The organism is Dyadobacter sp. 676, assembly GCF_040448675.1.
Classification (GTDB): Bacteria; Bacteroidota; Bacteroidia; order Cytophagales; family Spirosomataceae; genus Dyadobacter.
In genome coordinates, this window is the sequence record NZ_CP159289.1 from 4672376 (window position 1) to 4690699 (window position 18324).

At 50.1% G+C, this 18324-nt stretch carries 15 protein-coding genes and 1 pseudogene; 9 read left to right on the forward strand and 7 right to left on the reverse strand.

Annotated elements, in window-relative coordinates:
* Window positions 1–2 precede the first annotated feature (2 nt).
* The 3 genes from ABV298_RS20905 to ABV298_RS20915 all read left to right on the forward strand — a co-directional run bounded on the left by ABV298_RS20905 (window position 3) and on the right by ABV298_RS20915 (window position 4167).
* On the forward strand, window positions 3–1685 hold the full coding sequence (locus tag ABV298_RS20905) for a RagB/SusD family nutrient uptake outer membrane protein (protein WP_353718108.1): 1683 nt from the start codon (window positions 3–5) through the stop codon (window positions 1683–1685).
* A 19-nt stretch (window positions 1686–1704) separates the two neighbouring features.
* Window positions 1705–2862 carry a glycan-binding surface protein gene (locus ABV298_RS20910; protein WP_353718109.1) on the forward strand — a complete coding sequence of 386 codons (1158 nt, stop codon included), beginning with the start codon at window positions 1705–1707 and terminating at the stop codon, window positions 2860–2862.
* Between the two features lie 192 nt (window positions 2863–3054).
* Complete coding sequence (locus ABV298_RS20915) at window positions 3055–4167, forward strand: aminotransferase class V-fold PLP-dependent enzyme (RefSeq protein WP_353718110.1); 1113 nt, start codon at window positions 3055–3057, stop codon at window positions 4165–4167.
* Window positions 4168–4182: 15 nt separating this feature from the next.
* Here the strand turns inward: ABV298_RS20915 and ABV298_RS20920 are convergent, their stop codons facing one another.
* Window positions 4183–4824, reverse strand: coding sequence for a response regulator transcription factor (locus ABV298_RS20920; RefSeq protein ID WP_353718111.1), 642 nt, complete (start codon window positions 4822–4824; stop codon window positions 4183–4185).
* Window positions 4825–5221: 397 nt separating this feature from the next.
* Here ABV298_RS20920 and ABV298_RS20925 point away from each other — a divergent pair, with 397 nt between their 5' ends.
* Both ABV298_RS20925 and ABV298_RS20930 read left to right on the forward strand, forming a co-directional pair.
* Entirely contained in the window at window positions 5222–6619 is a 1398-nt protein-coding gene (locus ABV298_RS20925; RefSeq protein ID WP_353718112.1) for a two-component regulator propeller domain-containing protein, read from the forward strand.
* Complete coding sequence (locus tag ABV298_RS20930; protein ID WP_353718113.1) at window positions 6559–8310, forward strand: HAMP domain-containing sensor histidine kinase; 1752 nt, start codon at window positions 6559–6561, stop codon at window positions 8308–8310. The genes ABV298_RS20925 and ABV298_RS20930 overlap by 61 nt, the downstream gene beginning before the upstream one ends.
* On the opposite strand, the gene ABV298_RS20935 is transcribed toward ABV298_RS20930, so the two are convergent.
* Both ABV298_RS20935 and ABV298_RS20940 read right to left on the reverse strand, forming a co-directional pair.
* On the reverse strand, window positions 8307–8744 hold the full coding sequence (locus ABV298_RS20935; RefSeq protein ID WP_353718114.1) for a response regulator transcription factor: 438 nt from the start codon (window positions 8742–8744) through the stop codon (window positions 8307–8309). The two genes, ABV298_RS20930 and ABV298_RS20935, sit on opposite strands and share 4 nt — an antisense overlap.
* An 85-nt stretch (window positions 8745–8829) precedes the next feature.
* Window positions 8830–8943, reverse strand: a pseudogene (locus ABV298_RS20940) (DNA-binding response regulator); the annotation flags it as partial.
* Between the two features lie 300 nt (window positions 8944–9243).
* Between ABV298_RS20940 and ABV298_RS20945 the strand changes: the two are divergent.
* The gene (locus ABV298_RS20945) at window positions 9244–10290 is read left to right on the forward strand and encodes an AraC family transcriptional regulator ligand-binding domain-containing protein (protein WP_353718115.1); all 1047 of its coding nucleotides are present in this window, start codon (window positions 9244–9246) and stop codon (window positions 10288–10290) included.
* On the opposite strand, the gene ABV298_RS20950 is transcribed toward ABV298_RS20945, so the two are convergent.
* Window positions 10241–10450, reverse strand: coding sequence for a hypothetical protein (locus ABV298_RS20950; protein ID WP_353723223.1), 210 nt, complete (start codon window positions 10448–10450; stop codon window positions 10241–10243). The two genes, ABV298_RS20945 and ABV298_RS20950, sit on opposite strands and share 50 nt — an antisense overlap.
* Before the next feature lie 389 nt (window positions 10451–10839).
* Between ABV298_RS20950 and ABV298_RS20955 the strand changes: the two genes are divergently transcribed.
* From ABV298_RS20955 to ABV298_RS20965, 3 genes are all read left to right on the forward strand, one after another.
* A complete protein-coding gene (locus ABV298_RS20955) occupies window positions 10840–13374 on the forward strand; it encodes a galactose oxidase (protein WP_353718116.1) in 2535 nt (844 codons plus the stop codon).
* Window positions 13375–13483: 109 nt separating this feature from the next.
* A complete protein-coding gene (locus ABV298_RS20960) occupies window positions 13484–14068 on the forward strand; it encodes a Crp/Fnr family transcriptional regulator (RefSeq protein WP_353718117.1) in 585 nt (194 codons plus the stop codon).
* Between the two features lie 95 nt (window positions 14069–14163).
* On the forward strand, window positions 14164–14805 hold the full coding sequence (locus ABV298_RS20965; RefSeq protein ID WP_353718118.1) for a hypothetical protein: 642 nt from the start codon (window positions 14164–14166) through the stop codon (window positions 14803–14805).
* An 83-nt stretch (window positions 14806–14888) separates the two neighbouring features.
* Here the strand turns inward: ABV298_RS20965 and ABV298_RS20970 are convergent, their stop codons facing one another.
* The 3 genes from ABV298_RS20970 to ABV298_RS20980 all read right to left on the reverse strand — a co-directional run bounded on the left by ABV298_RS20970 (window position 14889) and on the right by ABV298_RS20980 (window position 17984).
* Window positions 14889–16439: a tail fiber domain-containing protein gene (locus ABV298_RS20970; protein ID WP_353718119.1), complete on the reverse strand. Its 1551-nt coding sequence runs from the start codon at window positions 16437–16439 to the stop codon at window positions 14889–14891.
* 163 nt (window positions 16440–16602) lie between these two features.
* On the reverse strand, window positions 16603–17298 hold the full coding sequence (locus ABV298_RS20975; RefSeq protein ID WP_353718120.1) for a T9SS type A sorting domain-containing protein: 696 nt from the start codon (window positions 17296–17298) through the stop codon (window positions 16603–16605).
* Window positions 17295–17984, reverse strand: a complete 690-nt coding sequence (locus tag ABV298_RS20980; protein WP_353718121.1) for a tail fiber domain-containing protein — start codon at window positions 17982–17984, stop codon at window positions 17295–17297. Before ABV298_RS20980 ends, ABV298_RS20975 begins: the two co-directional genes overlap by 4 nt.
* Between the last annotated feature and the right edge of the window lie 340 nt (window positions 17985–18324).

The following is an 18324-nucleotide window of genomic DNA, read 5'->3' on the forward strand; positions in this document are numbered from 1 at the left end:
AAATGAAATACCTGAAAAACATTTACCGGGGATTTGCAATACTGCTTATCCCCGTGGCGCTAGGGGCCTGTTCGGAGGAGTTTCTGGAACGGCCGCCGAAAGATGCGATTGTGGACGCGGGTTTTTACCAGACCGACGACCAGGTGCTGGCAAGTACCGCGCTGTTATACAGTAAAGTATGGTTCGACTACAACGACAAGGCATCGTATAACCTCGGCGATTTTCGTGCGGGAACTGCATTTTCGGCCTGGAACGACCGGGGTAATGTTCTTTTTAACACCACAGGAAATACACCGGAAAACGGCTCCGCGTGGCGATCGTTTTTTATCGTGGTGGGACAGTCGAATCTCGCCATTCAAAACATTCAGAGATATGCCGGCGCCTCCGTTTCGTCGTCGGTAAAAAAACACGCCATTGCCGAGGCGCGGTTCATGCGCGCACTCGCTTACCGCTTTTTGGTAATGAACTGGGGCGCGGTGCCGGTGATAGAGAACAACCTTGCATTGCTTTCCGACACCACCGTGCAACGTAACACGCCCAAGAGTGTCTGGAAATTCATTACCAGCGAAATGCGGCAGATCGCGGAAGATTTACCGGAGAAACCATTGCGTGTGGGCAGGCTCACAAAGTGGTCGGCGGAAGGAATGCTGGCGCGGTTTTACCTTACCCGCGCCGGCGTGGAGGCGGGGGCGTCGGGGCAGCGGAACCAGGTCTTTCTGGACAGCGCGAGATATTACGCGGAAAGGGTGATCACATTGAGCGGTGCTTCGCTTCTGGGCAAATACGCCGACCTCTTTCTGTATCCTTACGACAACAACGCAGAGTCGCTTTTCTCCTTGCAGTGGGTTTATTCGCCCGGTGCCTGGGGGACGCAGAATTCCACACCGGCATATCTCGCATACGGTCCCGATATTGCCAATGGGGACGGCTGGGGAGGCGACAAAGGCGCTACCTGGTGGATGATGCAGCAATATGAGGGCATCAAAACGGTATCGGAAAACGTAATGCAGGGCCGGACGGTTGACCAGCGGTTGAAAGCGACATTCATGCTACCGGGAGCGAGTTATCCGGAAATCACCCAGACAATTCCGGGCGGGAGCCAGAAACTGGTTTATCCGTTCACAGGCACGGACAACAATTTTATCGCCATCAAGAAATATATCACGGGCAAGGCCGTGGATGTTGGCGGGCAAGCCGCCCAGCAAAACTACGGCCATGATACGTACATGATGCGGCTGGCCGAGATGTACCTGGTCTACGCGGAGGCTGTTTTGGGAAACAATGCTTCTACTGCCGACGCTAAGGCGCTGCAATACTTTAACCAGGTACATACGCGTGCTGGCTTGTCGCCGGTTACCGGTTCACTTACTTTCGATCAGATCTTTAAAGAACGCATCGTCGAGTTTGCGATGGAAGGAATGGCGTGGTATGACCTGGTGAGTTTGCATTACTATAACCCCACGAAGGCATATGCCATTCTGAATGCACAGGACCGCGGTTTTTTCTTTACGAAACCCGACCGGTTTCCTGATCCGACTTCCTGGACTTTCACAAAGACCGCCTGGGCGACCGCGGAGCGGAAAATCGACGCGAACAGTGGGAATTTTTTGCTGCCGATCCCGTCCGCGGAGCTGAGCCAGGCGCCGAACCTTCAAAAACCGGCTGTCGATTATCGATCCAAGTAATGCATTTAACGGTATTTTTATGAACAGTTCACTTAAATATGCTTTATGCGTTGTGGTGTGTGTGCTGACTGGCCTCGTTACCGTTTCGTGTGAGCGGGATGAGCCGGGAAGCGGCGGGGAGCCGGTTATCAAATACATCCGGTTAACAGACCCCGAGGTAGCGGACTCGCTGCTATCCGGTGCCGGGCAAGGCAAGCTGATCGCCATTGTAGGTGAAAACTTGCAGGATGCGAGGGAAATCTGGTTTAACGACCGGCGCGCCAGCCTGACGCCCACCTACATCACGGCCACTACGATCCTTGTAACGGTTCCGGCGCAGATCCCGAATGAAATCAGCAACAAAATGCGGATCGTTTTTGCCAGTGGCAGGACGTTGGATTACGACTTCGAGGTGCAGATCAGCGAGCCGGAGATATCCTCAATGCTGTGCGAATATGTGCCTGCGGGCGGCATTGCTACAATCCGTGGCGATTTTTTTTACCAACCGCTCTCAGTCACTTTTACGGGTGGTAAACAGGGAGCGCTGGTTTCCGTAAAAGACCAGGAAATACAACTCACGGTACCCGAAGGAGCGCAACCCGGGCCCATCACCGTGAAAACCAAATTCGGCGAAACGAAATCGGACCTTTGGTTTCGGGATAACCGTTCGATTTTTCTCAGTAGCGATCCGTACACCGGTTGGTGGAACCCCGCATTCGTGGTTTCCAAGCCGGGAGCGGGTGATCCGCCTTCCATTAACGGGAACTACATTCGGGTGAAAAAGGCGATAGGGGGATGGCAATGGACGGAGGTCGCTGGCGGACCACCCGACGCCATGGGCGCAATCAGCAAGAATATTCCCGATTCGGCCATTCTGAAACCGGCAGATTATGTGCTCAAATTCGAAGTCAATACGATTAAACCTTACAACAATAACGTCCTGAAAATTACAGTGGGGCTGGCCGACGGTTTTAACGATAGCCAATACACGTGGTTGCCTCCCTACGATACCAAAGGACAATGGCAGACGGTGGTTATACCATTTGAAGAAATTGCCGCGAGTTACGAAAGCTCCGGTTCGAAGCTGACAGTCAGTAACAAAGGCTACTACACGAGATTACTGTTTCACGGCGGCGGCGACCTTGATTGTGACATGGCGTTCGATAATTTCAGGGTAGTGCGAAAGGGAGATAAATGATTGCGTATCTTGTGGTTCTACCAATCCTGAACCCATGAAACGCAGAAAAGTTATTCAAAGCCTCTCCACATTACCATTGATAGGATCGCTCACCGGTGTGCGAACCGGGCATCCCGCACGAAAAAAAAGCGCGATGTAATTGCAGAACTCGGCATTCGGCCGTTTATCAACGCGGCGGGTACGCTTACCTATATGTCGGGATGTATCATGCACGAGGAAGTCGTCGAGACGATTGAGAATACGTCGAGGTATTTTTGCATTATCGATGAAGTGCAGGATAAGGTGGGGGAGAAGATTGCAAAACTTGTGCATTCCGAAGCTGCTATGGTAACCTGCGGCGCATTTTCAGCGATGACGCTCGGGCTCGCGGGTGTGCTTACGGGCTTGGATGTACGTAAGGTCGAGCAACTGCCCCATCTCGAAGGGACGGGAATGAAGTCGGAAGTGATTTGCCAGAAATCGCATAATGAACGCTATAACCATGCATTCCTCAATACGGGGTGCACGATTGTCGAGGTCGAAACAATCGAGGATGTAGAAAAGGCGATCAATGAAAAAACGGCTTTGCTTCATTTCCTGAATATTACAGCCAATGCCGGGAAGATCAAACACGAGGATTGGGTGGCATTAGGTAAAAAACACCGGATACCGACATCGATCGACATTGCCGCGGATGTGCCACCGGTTTCCAATCTCTGGAAGTTCAACGATATGGGCTTTGATATGGTGTTCATTTCGGGCGGGAAGGCCATGCGCGGTCCGCAAAGCGCGGGTATCCTGATGGGAAGAAAGGACATTGTCGCTGCGGCACGCCTGAATGCGCCCCCGCGTGGGTTCACGGTCGCCCGGGGACATAAAGTCAATAAAGAGGAAATTCTCGGAATGTACGTGGCGCTCGAAAAGTTTGTTTCGGGCGATCATGAGCGTGAATGGAAGGATTGGGAAGCCCGGATCGCACGTATCGAAACTGCCGTAAAGGACTTGCCCGGTATTACCACCAAAGTAACAGTTCCGGAACTGGGCAATATCACACCTACATTAACGATTAGCTGGGACGATAGTATCGTGAAACTAACCGGGCGGGAGTTGCGTGACAAGCTGAGATTCGGCAACCCGTCGATTGAAGCGGGGTTTTCTGGCTTGCCTTTGTACTATTATCAGGCGGGTTCGGATTCGGTCGACCCGGCCACCGAAGGTGCCCTGAAAGGCGCCAACCTGATCCGTGTAACGGGCTGGATGTTACAGCCGGGAGAAGACAGGATCGTGGCGCGGAGGTTGCGGGAGGAACTGATGGGAGCCGGCTAACGCTGCTTCACGTAGTTAATCATCCATTTCCCTCAGCGTGGTCACACGCTGATAAAGCTCGATAACCGTGGTGACGCCGAGTTTTTCGAAAATCCGGGTTTTGTACGTGCTTACCGAACTGTCGGTAATGTTGAGGAATGTAGCGATTTCCTTGGTCCATCTGCCCCGAAGCAGCAAGTCCAATACTTCAAGTTCGCGCTGGGAAAGTGTTGTGAGCGGGTTATTTTGCCGGGTTTCATATCCGTGGTGGCCTCTGAGCAGCGTTTCCCGCACCGATGCGCTCATATACCGGCCGCTATCGAGCACCGCAACGATGGCGGCCCGGATTTCCTCCGTAGACGAACTTTTGGATACAAAGGCATTGGCCCCGGCTTTAAGATAATGTAAAGCATATACGTCTTCATCCATGCCGGAGAACATGATGACCGGTACATGCGGTTGGAACTTCCGAATTTTCCCGACCATCTGGAAGCCTTCCCCCTCGGGAATATCGATGTCCAGGATGACGAGGTCGAGCTGCTGGCTGGAGACAATTTGCAGCGCATCGGGGAAGTTAGCGGCTTCCCAGGGGGTAACTGCCGACAAAATATCGCGTATAATGAAAAGAGTTGCCAGTCTCACGACCGCGTGATCTTCAACGAGTAGAATGTGTTTCATTCACAAAGCGGGTCAGAATGTGTTTCCCTTGAACGGCAGCCGTTCCCGACCGGCAAATTTAAGTGACTGGTCGCTGCGAATTTGTAGCGTTAAGGTAAATAGCGAATAGAATCTTTTCTATCAGTGTTTAAGAAAATCTACACACAACTCATTGTTAATCAATTATTTATATAAAAGTATAGAACTAATTTTTAGAGCGCAGGCAATTGTTTGAGTTTGAAAGGATGGCTATGTAGTAGTTTTGGTGATAAGGTTTGATAACAACATTTCGGCATCTATATTTGTTTGGAGATTTTCTCAAAGTAATTGGATAATCGTGCCCCGGCCGTTCATATAAAGCCCCATTCCGATTCTTGTGTACAGGCTAGTTGTTGTTCTGATTTTTATCTGCACATTTTTGCTTTCGAAAAATGCCTTTTCCCAGAAAGGCTACACCGTTATGCATTTTACGGACGATAACGGACTGCCCCAGAACAGCGTACGAAGCCTCGCCGCAGATGTCGACGGTTTTGTATGGATCGCTACGGAAAATGGCCTGGCGCGTTTTGACGGGCATCGTTTCGAGATTTTCGATAAGTCGGTTGTCGGAACTACGAGCAATCGTTTTTCCATGCTGCTGCCCTCGATGAACGCCACCGGGGCAGGGCGGCCTGGACAGCAAAGACTCGGAGGGGAAATGTATGCGGTGACCGATTTCAATCAGTTCGTGAAGATTGAAAATGGCAGGGCCAGCGTCGACCCGCTTTATTTTGAGCGGAAAATCAGGACCCTGCCGCATTTCGGGAATAGCAGGTCCGGGGCGTTCCTTTCTGCGGGCATACCCGGCTATCCGAAGGAAACCGTTGTGCCCATGCATTACATTATCCCTGTCGGCGATGAAAAGTTTTATCTGATCGATAGCGTTTCGGTTCAGTTGTACCATGGAAAGCGGAAACTCTCAAACACCGATTTTGCCCCGGGTGAATTACGATGGTGGAATTTCTTTATGGTGGGAAACCGGCTTCATTACCGGAACGCGAATGGCCATGTGCTCGCGGTCACACCGCAAGGACTGCAGGCGATGCATATTCATGGGGACATTCTAAGGGACAATGGTTATAAGACGGCTCTGCCGGATATGAAGGTATTCTGGAACATGGCATCGAACCAGCTCTTTTTTTACCGCCAAAAGAAACTATACCTGGTGCGGGAAGAGCGAAACAGAAAGTTTACAACAGAGCTGGTAATCGACGGCTTCGACCTCGACGAATATGCGATCCAGTCGGTGTATCGCGATCCGCTGACGGGAACCTGTTTTCTGGGAAGCCTTTCGAAAGGGTTGTATGTACTTACCCGGCATTCGTTTGAGGCACTGACCACACCGGAAACCGAAATAGCGAATGTTTATTACGCTATCGTGCCCAGGGACGACAGAAGCGTACTCACGCCCACGGGAACGGTGCTGGGTAAGGATCCGGTTACAGGGGAGGTATTGCGCGGCAAAGTATCTGCACTTCAGAAATTGAACACCAGCGACAAGCGGAGCCTTTTTTATGATAAAAACGGGCTTCTATGGGCAAAGGCAGCCAATTTTTTATACCAGATCGATGTAGAACAAGACAGGATGCTGCGTAAGGTAGACCTGTATTCGGAGATCAAGCACGTTTACCCCGACCAGGACGGCAAAATATGGATAGCAACCGGTACGGAAGGAATCTATATCTTCGATCCTGCGGAAAGGGCTCACAACCGAAATTGCTGCAAAAGGAGCTTAAAGGAACGTACCTGCATACTTTCGGCGAAAATATGCTGGTAGGCACCACGACGGGGCTTTACGTTTTCGACCGGCATACCGGCATTGGGAAACCGGTGAAAGGGACGGAAGGAATTTACATCAAAAGCCTGCATGTGGACAATGCCGGCAGGATCTGGATGACAGCCAATGGGGAGGGGCTGCTGATGTACGAGCATGGTAAACTGACCCGTTTCCCGCTCGACAGGAACAAGTACCTCGGAAGCCCGCATTGCACGGTTGACGATGGTCACGGGTTTTTCTGGGTCCCGACGGACAAAGGGCTCTTTCAGATCGCCATTCAGGATCTTCTGGATTATGCCCGCAGCCCGTTCGATATTTTTTACCTCTATCATGCAAGGGAAGAAGGTTTTCTGACCAACGAGTTTAATGGCGGATGCCAACCGTGCGCGGCGGTGCTGAAAGACAGTGCCATTGTGCTGCCCTCGCTCAATGGATTGATTTGGTTCCACCCCCGCACAGTGATCAGAAAGCCGCCGGCCGCCGAAATCGTGCTGGACAGGATACAGGTGAACAAGCAATGGCTGTCGGGGAAGCGCGATACGCTCGTTTTACCGGCGAATCCGGTGCAGGCGAGGGTCTTCTTTTCGACACCCTATTATGGCGACGCCTATAATCTGAACCTTTCGTACGCGTTGGTGAATACCGGCGTGTACGTGCAGGCTTCCGACTGGATACCCATTCAGAGCAACGATTTCAGCATCGCGCTTTCCAATCCCGGGCACGGTACGTACACACTTTTCATACGCAAGCTGAATGGCTTCGGCAGGGATAACTATATGGTAAAGGAGATATGTGTGATCGTTCCGCCACTCTGGTACCAGACCTGGTGGGCCAAAATATTGCTCGTGCTCCTGGTCGTCGGCTGTTTTTACGTTTATAACGGTTTTCGGCTACGCAATATATCCCGGGAGAAGGCGCGGCTGGAAGAGATCGTTGCGAAACGTACGGAAAGCCTTAACCTTGCTTTACGTGATGTGGAAGCATCCAGGAATGAAATGAGCAGGCAGCTGCATATGCTATCGCGGCTACTGGCCTCGATGACACACGATATCCAGTCCCCACTTAATTACATCACGCTCACCGCCGGCTCGATACCCGCGATGATCGATAAGGGCGAGCTGGAAGTTGTGTCGGAGATAGGGCAGGTCATTTCCAACTCGTCGCGCCGGATGAGCGACCTGCTGCGCGGGTTGCTGGATTATATTAAAGTACATGTTTACGACAACAGTATTCAGTTCGAGCATGTTAATCTGAGTCAGTTGGTTGAAAACAAATATGAACTCTTCAAAACCGCCAGCGGGCAAAAAGGGAATGTGTTTGTAAACCGGGTGCCCGCCGAATTGACGGTGTTATCGGATGTCCAAATGCTGTCGATCATGGTTCACAACCTGATCGATAATGCAGTGAAGTTCACGCACAAAGGAACGATCAGTGTGTCGGCCGAAGGGGACATTACGTCGGGCGTGGTCATGCGCATTTCAAATACCGGCACAGGTATCCCGCCGTACGTAATGGAGATCATCAATGCACACGAGCGGGAAGAGGCCAACGACGATGTGACGACGTTTGGCAGGAAAACGGGCCTTGGGCTGCTGATCGTGAAAGAGGTGGCGGTGCTGATTAACGTCGGTTTACGCGTCGCCAGCGTCGATGGGGAAACTTGTTTCACGCTGCATTTCAGACCTGCCTAAAACTGTTTGAGCAGCGACACTTTTTTAGAAAGTTCAATGGAGTCGACCACATCTAGTTTGTTGAAAATCCGGCGTTTATAGGTGCTGACGGTGTTTTCCTTCACGTTCATGATTGCGGCAATCTCCTTGGTCCATTTGCCTTCCGTCAGCAACTGCATTACACGCATTTCATTAGGCGACAGGCTGGTAATCGGGTTCATCACTTTGCCGAAGTTATTATCCTTGATCGTATTGAGGAGTATTTGCTGAACCTGGTAGCTCACATATTTACCTTTGCTCATTACTGCCTTTAATGCGGCCTTGAACTCCTCGTGCGATGCCTGTTTCGAGAGAAACCCGTTGGCGCCCGCCTTGATGTAGGGCAATGCGTACACCTGCTCGTCGTACCCCGAGTGGATCAAGATGATGATATCGGGTTGTCTGCTGCGGATCATGTTCATCATTTTGATGTTCTCTCCCCCCCGGAATGTCGATATCGAGAATGAGCAGGTCAAACTTTTCCTGATCGAGCAATTTCAAGCCTTCCGGAAATGTATCACATTGAGTAACAGATGCTTTTGAATCGGATTCGGAAATGAGCAGTTTAAGCCCCATCCGGATGAGCGGATGATCTTCGACGATCAATATCTTCATAAAAGAACGGTCAAGAGGTATGGAATTCGCGTAACACACAAATCTAAAAATTTCCCGAAGGTTCTGTTTGTAGAAATGTATCTACACCTGCAACGTTTTAACTCTATAAGCGCACTATGTTGTACAGAGTAAATTTGTGCATTAATTAACGTTGAGTATCATAGATATCCTTCCAACGTTTGTCGGAAGGATATTTTATTTTTTTACCGTTGCCGTTAAGCATTTGTTTTTCAATGACAATCGTTTGTCATTATACGACAAGGTTTTTATCGTCGGGGGAGGTATCTTAAATTTATCCCCATGAACGAGCAACAAACGCAATTCATTCTGGCGTTTCTGGCCTATGCGGCCCAGCGCGACCTGTCGCCGGCGAAACTCTGCCGCCTTTCGGACGTTGATCTGGAAACGTTGACGACCGGCGCACCTGTTGAAATGAGCCCCAAACAATTCAACGACCTCTGGCTGAATGCCTGCCATTTGAGCGGCGACCCCCTTTTCGGGCTGCATCTGGGCGAATCGCTGCAACTGGCGGCATTGGGGGTGGTTGGGGAGATCGTTAAGAGCAGCACAACCGTGGGCCAGGCAGTGGAGCACGCTGTGGCCCTCACTCCGCTGATTACCGATTTGTTCGGCATGACCGTCTGGCATGACGAGCATACTTTCACGCTCCGGATCTTGCCCAACGATGGTCACCGCGCCGCTTCGCCCTTTGCGTTCGGGCAAATGGTTTGTTTCTTTCTTGTTTTCGCAGTTCACGAGCTCGATGGCCTCGTTCTCGCGCGCATACGCCCGCAGCATGTGGCGATGCCTTTCACACCGGAAATGGCGCCCGAACTGGAACGTGTATTGCGCTGCATTCCAAGCCACTCGGAAAGCGACTATGCCATTACGTTCGACAACCATTTCTGGGACTTGCCTATCCTGACAGCGAATTACGCATTGCAAAAAAGCCTGCTGCAAAAAGTAGCCATGGCCGTCGACACAGTCACGACAGGCAACCTCGTCGTAGCCGATACCTCAAAACCGGCCGGCGATTCCTGGCAGCGAAAGGTGCAGCAATATCTGATGAAAAATGCCTATCTGGGAATCGTTTCCCTGGAAGAAATGGCCGCCAATTTCAATATAAGCCCCCGAAGTCTCCAGCGCAGGCTGAAAGACGAACACATAAGTTACCAGGAACTCGCCGACGACGTTCGCAAATCGCTCGCATTACATTACCTCGAAACAGGGGAATATTATATCAAAGAGGTTTCTTATATACTGGGATACAACGAGATCAGCGCATTCACAAGGGCATTCAAGAGGTGGACAGGGAAGACACCGGCGGGGTATCGGAGGAATGAGTGAATTTCCAATTTCCCTCACCATTGTTATACTGGTCGAAAAGAATGCTCTTGTTGCCGTTTTTAGGGAATTCGAAACGGTAAGTGCCGGCTTTTCTGTGCGGTACAAATTCTATTTTCACTTCATCGTCAATCAGATAGATGGCGTAATAGTAGGTCGTGATCGTAGGTCATCCGGTGGTTCCGGGAAGCGACGCTTGCGGCTGCATGCCGGGACGCAACGCGAACGCCTGCCCGAGCCGGTGCGACACACGTCCTATCGGTTCGGTTTTTAAAAGCATAGATAATGGTTTGTAGCGGGTATTTTCCGAAAAAATACAGATGTGTTCGGCGGGCTATTAAAAACCCTGGTTATTGTTTAACTTTAAATTGATATCGTCCTAATAGCGCTTGGAAAAGCGAATACGAGATAAACGGGCGTTACTTAAGAAAAGCTTAACAATCGATTAACGGAACCCTTAAATACATTGCCGGGAGAAACTTTCCAGGGTTTTCTTCCGATCCCACGCTTATGAAATTCAGGTCTATTTTTCTTTTTATTTGTATAATTCAATTGTCAGGCATCCTTAATAAAATACGGGCCCAGTCGTACGGACTTGGTTTCGAGAGTTTTGAGGCGGTGCAGGACAAGCGCACGGGCCTCGACCTGAGCCCCGAAGGCCCCATTTGCTTCGACGGCGACTTTGAACTCTCGTTTGAACTGTCGTTTCTGAGAAATAAAAAGACCTATTTCGGCTACATAGTCCGCATTATTGGCGACGACCACCAGAATATCGACCTGATTTACGACAACAGTTCCGTCGGGCAGGACCATTTCAAACTCATTATCGGAGAGCAATTCTCACCAACCGCATTCGACTTTCAGGGCGACGACCTGTTTGCAAAGTGGAACCGCATCACCTTGCGTTTCCGGCAACAACAGCAGCAGATTACCGTCGTGTACGGCAACCGCAGCTTTTCGCAGCCAATGAAATATCCGGCAGAAGGGTGCTACAAAATCCTTTTCGGTGCCAACCAATACAAGGAGTTCCGCACGACGGACGTACCGCCTATGAAAATCCGTCATGTGATGCTGCGCGAGAAAGACCGCATTGCCTACAACTGGCCGCTGAACGAGACCGACGGTGTGAATGCCTCGGAAGAAATCCGCCGCAAACCTGCGCTGGCTGCTAATCCTATCTGGATTAAAAAACTGCATTACGAATGGAAGCTTTTGCAGACCGTGACGCTGAAAGGCTATGTGAGGGTGGGTTTCGATGAAAAAAGCAATAACATTTTCGCGGTAGGACAGGACTCGCTCGTGCGGTTCAGCCTCGCTGGAAACCGGCTTGTGACGATGCCCTACCGGACAGGCAAGCAGCCGGTTTATGTCGATAATCAGGTGTTGTTTGATACGGAAAGGAACCGGTTATACAATATTTTTCTGAACGAGAAACAGGTGTCGGAGTTCGATACCGTTACCCGTGCCTGGGATAAAAGTGATATCCGGCCGCAGGCCAAAACCTATTACCTCCACGCCAACAAATTCCTCTCCCCGGCCGATTCATCTATTTATGTGATAGGCGGCTACGGGCATCTGGCTTATAAAAAAGAGGTGCAGCGCTACCATTTGCCGTCGCGGACGTGGCAGCAGGTCCAATCGGAGGACTCGGTGTTTACGCCGCGATACCTGGCCGCGCTGGGCGCTACACACTCGGGCGCGTATGTAATCGGCGGCTACGGAAGTTCTACCGGCCAGCAAATGCTGAACCCGCGCAACTGGTACGACATGCTTTATTTCGACCGGGACCAGCGGAGGTTCAGCAAAATATATGAATTGAAAGTGCCGAAAGAGGATTTTGTTTTTGGTAATTCCATGATTGTCAACGAAAAGGACAGTTCCTATTATGCGCTGATATTCCCGAAACACAAGTTCAGCTCGGAGCTGCAACTGATCAAAGGATCGCTCAACCGGCCGGAGTTCAAGCCCGTGGGATCTAAAATTCCTTACCAATTTATCGATATCGAATCATTTGCCGATCTTTTTTACGATAAGGCAAACGGGCGGTTTGTCGCCGTGACGCTGTATCGCGACGCCAATCAGCAAACCAAGGTGGCTATTTACTCGCTCTACGCGCCCCCATTGGAAACCGTAGCGCCCCAAACGGCTTCGTCGGAAAGTTCGGCCGGACGGAATGTGTGGACGATCGGTGCCCTTTTTGTGGCGGCCTTGCTGGTGTATTGGCTGTACCGGTATATGCCGGGGCAGCTGGATAGGCAGAAGGCAACGAAGGCCCCCATAATGGGGTCCGTTCCAGAACTCGCGCAAATGCGCGATACGGCGCAGTTTCAGCCGTTTGACGACCCGGCAGAGAAGGCCGTGCCGTACAAGAGTTGCATTCTTTTATTCGGGAATTTGCAGTTGTACGATGAGGACGGAAACGAGATCACGAAGCAGTTCAGTCCGTTGGTGAAAGAGCTGTTTCTGGTCATATTGCTTTATTCGATCCGCTGGGACGGTATCAGCTCGGAAAAGTTGAAAGAGCTCCTGTGGTTCGATAAGCCGTCGGAGAGTGCACGGAACAACCGGTCGGTGAATATCGCCAAGTTGAAAGCGATCCTCGATAAAATGAAGTACTGCCAGGTTTCGAAGGAAACGGGCTATTGGCGGATTAAGATCGATTATAGTAAAATAGAGGTCGATTATATGCATTACCTCAATCTGGTGGGCAACCGGAAACTGCTCTCCAAGCAAAGTATCATCGAATTGGCCGGCATTACGAAGCGGGGCAATTTCCTCTCGAATGTAGAATACGAATGGCTCGACAGCTTCAAATCGGAAATCTCGAATGAGATCGTCGATGCTTATCTGCGTTATGCTTCATCCGTCAAAATTGCGGACGATGCGGAATTTCTCGTTCAATTGGCCAATTACGTCTTCTATTTCGATCCGGTCAATGAGGAAGCAATGATCCTCAAATGCAAGGCACTCGCTCATTTGGGCAAGCATTCGCTGGCAAAAACGACTTTCGAAAATTTCGCCCGGGAGTATAACCGCATTTATGGAGAAGATTTCAGGAAGGACATGCCGGAGGTATTGCATTCGTGATCACCTCGGGTTAGCGAGCGGTACCGAGGCTTAACGGCTTTGAAGTATTTTTGTGTGAAGTTATGGTGTTGATTAATAGATCGATAGCATTTATGTACGCTTTTTACTTATGACCGAACCTCTAATAAACCTCTGTCGTGAAATCGCCGGTATGAAAGGCGACGAACTGGCTCTTGTTGAACGGTATCTTAAACCGCTCAGATTGAAGCGGAAGCAATTTCTGATCCGGGAAGGCGAACAATATAACTTCATCGGTTTTGTCAGCAAAGGGGCTATCCGTCATTTCACCTGGCGCGACGGCGTCGAGAAGACCTGTAACGTCAACCTTGAAAACCAGTTCTTCACCGATTTCAGCAGCTTCAACAATGGTATTCCTACGACGAATAATTCGGTGGCGCTGGAAGATTCTGTCGTGGTTACGCTTTCCAAAACAGATCGCGACCTTCTGCTGGCTGAATGTCCGGCGTTCGAACGCTTTGCCCGGATGATTGGTGAGTGGGCCGTGCAACAGGCCGCGGAACGTGCGGCGAGGCTTTCATGGGATCGCCCGGAGGACCGCTACCTGCATTTGCTGGAACATGAACCCGATATGGCAAGGCGCGTTCCGCTGAAATACCTTGCGAGCATACTCGGCGTGAGCGCCGAAAGCCTGAGCCGTATACGAAAACGGCTGACGAGTCCCGTGTTTTCTTGACGATCGTCAAGCATTTGACGGCGGTGTCGGAAATACCTTTGTACCATTGTGCGGGAGTTCGTACGATGCGTATCACTAACTATTCAGCCATTCAAATGAAAAATGAAATGACTCTTCCGTTGGAGAGCCAGGTGCTTTCCGACCGTGAAACCTCGCTGCTGTTGAAAACCTGGGGCCGGAACCACATTTTGGCCAATGTATTGGGGCTGGCCATTTTGCACCCATTCCTGGCGCATTACTTTACCGGTCAGCACGACAAAGCCCTCACGGTCCCGCAGCTGGTTATGCACAACGTCTCCGTCTTGACTTTTATCGTTATGCTGGTCGTACTCCAAAACCGTGCGCTCCAGTCACGTTTTTCCGTCGGCACGTTCAGAGGGTTGGGATACTTCCTGCTGTTTGTACCAGCGGCGTTCTGGCTCGGATACTACACGTTGTACATTCCGTTCGACATTATTTTTATGTACACGACCATCGGCGCAGTTAACGCGGTTCTGGTGGGCCAGCTGCTACCCAAACCCCGGCAGTGGGCCTGGAAATGCATTCTTTTCTTTTTGCTGGCGGGGATAGCCGGCGCGGCTTGTGGCATTGCGGCGTACTTCGCGGGGCTGAAAGACGCGGGAGGCATGGTGAAAGACTACGGCATGTGGTCGCTGATCAGCATCACTGCGGCCCTTACTTATACTTCGCTAACGAAGCGGACGCTACGGCAGCAGCTTTGCGAAACACGTGGTTAAATATCTTATAAAAGCAAAAAACAGAGACCGCCGATTCGGCGGTCTCTGTCTGAACCACCCTTAACCCTTATAAAAATGTAGTCCTATTTAGTTTTGGTTGTATTTTGTGGAGCAGCGCTTTTGCGGGTACCGGACAATATCGTTAGCTCACTTATTTCCCTCCTTAATTCTTCGATTTCTGCCGTCTGATTTTTCAATTCTTTGACAGATTCAATGAGGTGGGGGATCAGGCCTATGTAATTGACAGTTTTAAAGCCCTTTTCATTGGATTGAATCAGTTCGGGGAAGTACTTTTCTATTTCCTGGGCTATTACACCTGTCTGTAATCCATTTCCTCTATCTGCATCAATCCAATGATAGTGATAACCCTGTATTTGACTGATGGCACTAAGGCTGCCTTTGAGAGGAGTGATGTTTTGCTTTAATCGCCTGTCGGAGGCCCAGGCCTGAAGCGCGCCATAAGGTGTCCAAGCCGTTCCTGTGTCATCAACCCAAAACCTCCATGCGCCATTTAAGTAAAAGCCAACCTGCTTGTCAGTTTTCATTCCCATAAAGCCCTCCGGTTTATTTTGCGAGTTGTTCAAATAGAGCCCGGCGGTACTGCCGTCATTTCTTATTCTCATTCGGGAGGCAACATCGAGTATAAATTCCGGCGACACGACCTTGCTGCCGATGCCAATGTTCCCGTTTTTGAGTACTGTCATAGCGTTGCTGCGGTTGTTAATATCGATGCCGTTACCTATTTGAAAAAGTCGGTCAGTAGGACTACCGGTTGGTTGGTCAAATGAATTGTTATAGAGCCCGACGGCCATGCTGTGCGGGGCCTTGGCAATCGTATGAAAGCCTAATGATGTGCTATAATCACCCATTGCGGCCGCCCAGTTGCCTATGGCAAATGAATGATGATTATATGCATAGCAGGTGTTTCCGATGGCGAATGAATATAGTTGTTCTGCACTTGACAGATTTCCTAGTGCCACGGCGCTGTGATTTGAAGCGATCGGGCCATTGCCAATAGCCACTGAGGCATAGCCGCTCGCCTCTGCATCCAGTCCAGCGGCAATTGAAGCCCATCCGATATTTTTATCCTCCCAGCCACCATTGGTTAACCCTACACGAAACGCGGCTTTTTTGGGATGCCAGATAAGTCGTGCACCGTTACCAACCGTGGAAAGATCTGCGCTTTGTTGCATTTCATCTTTTTGCAGGATGGGGAAGTTCGTCCGCAATTTACCGGATTCATTTGCATAAAGTGAATATGGAACACTCAGAAGTTGGGTCATCCCAATGAAATGGAATTTGCCGTTGTTTTCATTATCAATTTCTGCTTTGAGAAAGAAAATATCATACGGCCATTCCACTTGAGAGAGATCGCCACCGCCGGCTCCGACGGTTATAGTGAACATCCCATTTGAATCGGTTTTAGCAGATTGAGTTTCTTCAAAAACGACAGGGCCGAGTACCTGACTTTTTATGATACTGATTCTGACCGTAATGGAGGCATTCTGAACGGGCTGAGCCATATCGTCGACGGCTACTCCTTGAAAGGTGAATTTATAAGGTGCCTGGGCGAGCACTGTTTGAAAGGTTAAAGCCAGGCATACGAGGAAAAGCAGGAGAATTCTTGATTTCATAGGTAAACTTGGTTAGCGATTAACGTAAAAACTGTCCGGAAAATCGCCGAACGTATGGAGCTAATGCAAAAGCGTTTAGTGGCAGGTAATGATGGCATTTTAAAAGGTCAAACAAAACAGAGGCCGCCAAACCAGCGGCCCCTGTATAAACCCAAGTTAACCCTCAGTGAAAAATAAGTTTCGTCGTTTTGCTGCCGACCGGCGTGTCAATTTGCAGCAGGAATGAACCGGTGTGTGGCAATGTGATGGTATGATCTGTTCCCGGAGCCGCAAACTGGCCGAGCTTCCGACCGAGTTGGTCGAACAGCAGGAGCGTTTTCGTCCGTTCCGGCATTTGTACCCGGACCTTGTTTTCCCGTGACGGATTTGGATACACGTAGAACCTGTCGAGGCTTTCTTTTTCGGGAATAACCCGGACAATTCTGCTGTACGTGTACGAATCGTCCGCATCGACCTGCCTTAGCCGGTAGTAACTGGTGGTTTTAAAGTCCTGGTCTACGTACTGGTAGGTTTTCTCCGTCCTGGAATTAACCGCCCCATCGACCCAGCCCAGCAATTCCCAGTTTTTACCATCCAGCGACTTCTGTACCTCGAAACCCACGTTGTTCGTTTCTTCGGCCGTTTTCCAGCGCAATTCGGCATAGCCTGCAGCGTTCACTTTTCCCTCGAAACTGATAAGCTTCACCGGCAAAACGGATAAATCTGAAAATGTGTTGAGACTGCCCAATACCCAATTGACGCTCACGCCACCGGCCGATCCCGAGCCACTGGCGGCGTAAAGTGCCCCGGGTGAAATTTGCTGTGCCTGCGTATGATATGCGCATAATGTAAGAACGATGAAAACGGATAGTTTCTTCATTTGCCTGTCTGGTTTGAAAATCTTTCCTGACCCGCCAGCAACTCTTTTACGCTGGCTTCCAGTGTACTAAGTTTTTTATTCATCTCCCGAACCGAGGCCAGTTCCTTTTTCAGATCCGCGATTTCCTCGGTCTTTTTGTCGAGTTCCTTGATGGCCTCTATCAGGTGGGGGATGAGGCCGATGTAGTTGACGGCTTTGTAGCCGTCTTTGGCTGTTACCACCAGTTCTGGAAAGTATTTTTCAGTTTCTTGAGCTATGAGGCCGGTTTGCTTCCTTTGATCTTGCTTAGCGTCAATCCAATAATAATAATAGCCAGTCAAACCCTTCAATTTAGAAATACTTTCAGTAACGGCAACGGTATTTTTCTTCAGACGTTGGTCGGAGACTTGGAGCACTCCGCCAGGAGTAATTACCTGCCCCTGGTCATTTGCCCACATTCGCCAGGCCCCATTCAAATAAAATCCAACTTGGTTGTCTGTTTTCATTCCGACGAATCCTTGAAAACCGAATTGCCGAGGTGCCTGTGCTATGGCACCCTGCCCCAAAGTAGTCAAAACGCCTATTATTATAGAAACGAATGTTATGCGCCCTGCTTCGAATGAACCGCGAGTGTTTATCCTTTTGAACAATGACGAAAAGTTTTCCGACCAAATCTGCCGGGAGAAGAGGATCAACAAATTTTTCATGTGTGTAAATGTTTGAGTACGACTTGATAATTCCTGCCGGAATATCGGCTGGTTTGAGATAAAATGTCGACTGCAATGATTTACCGGCGTTCGGACAGATAGCCTTCGGTAAAATGACGCTCGTGAGGATCAGCGTGCGGACGTATGGCTTCGTCTATGACCAACGCGATGGATAATCGCTCGTAGCCGGTTGGTAAAAAGATTCGGGTGTGGCGGTTGGGAAGGCAAAAATTTGGGTGGTGGACGCATCCAGCATGCCCGGTATAACCCACTTCCTATATGACCAAGCGCGTAAAATCCCCCTCGTGGGCTGTCGTTCTTTTAACAATATGTCTGATTC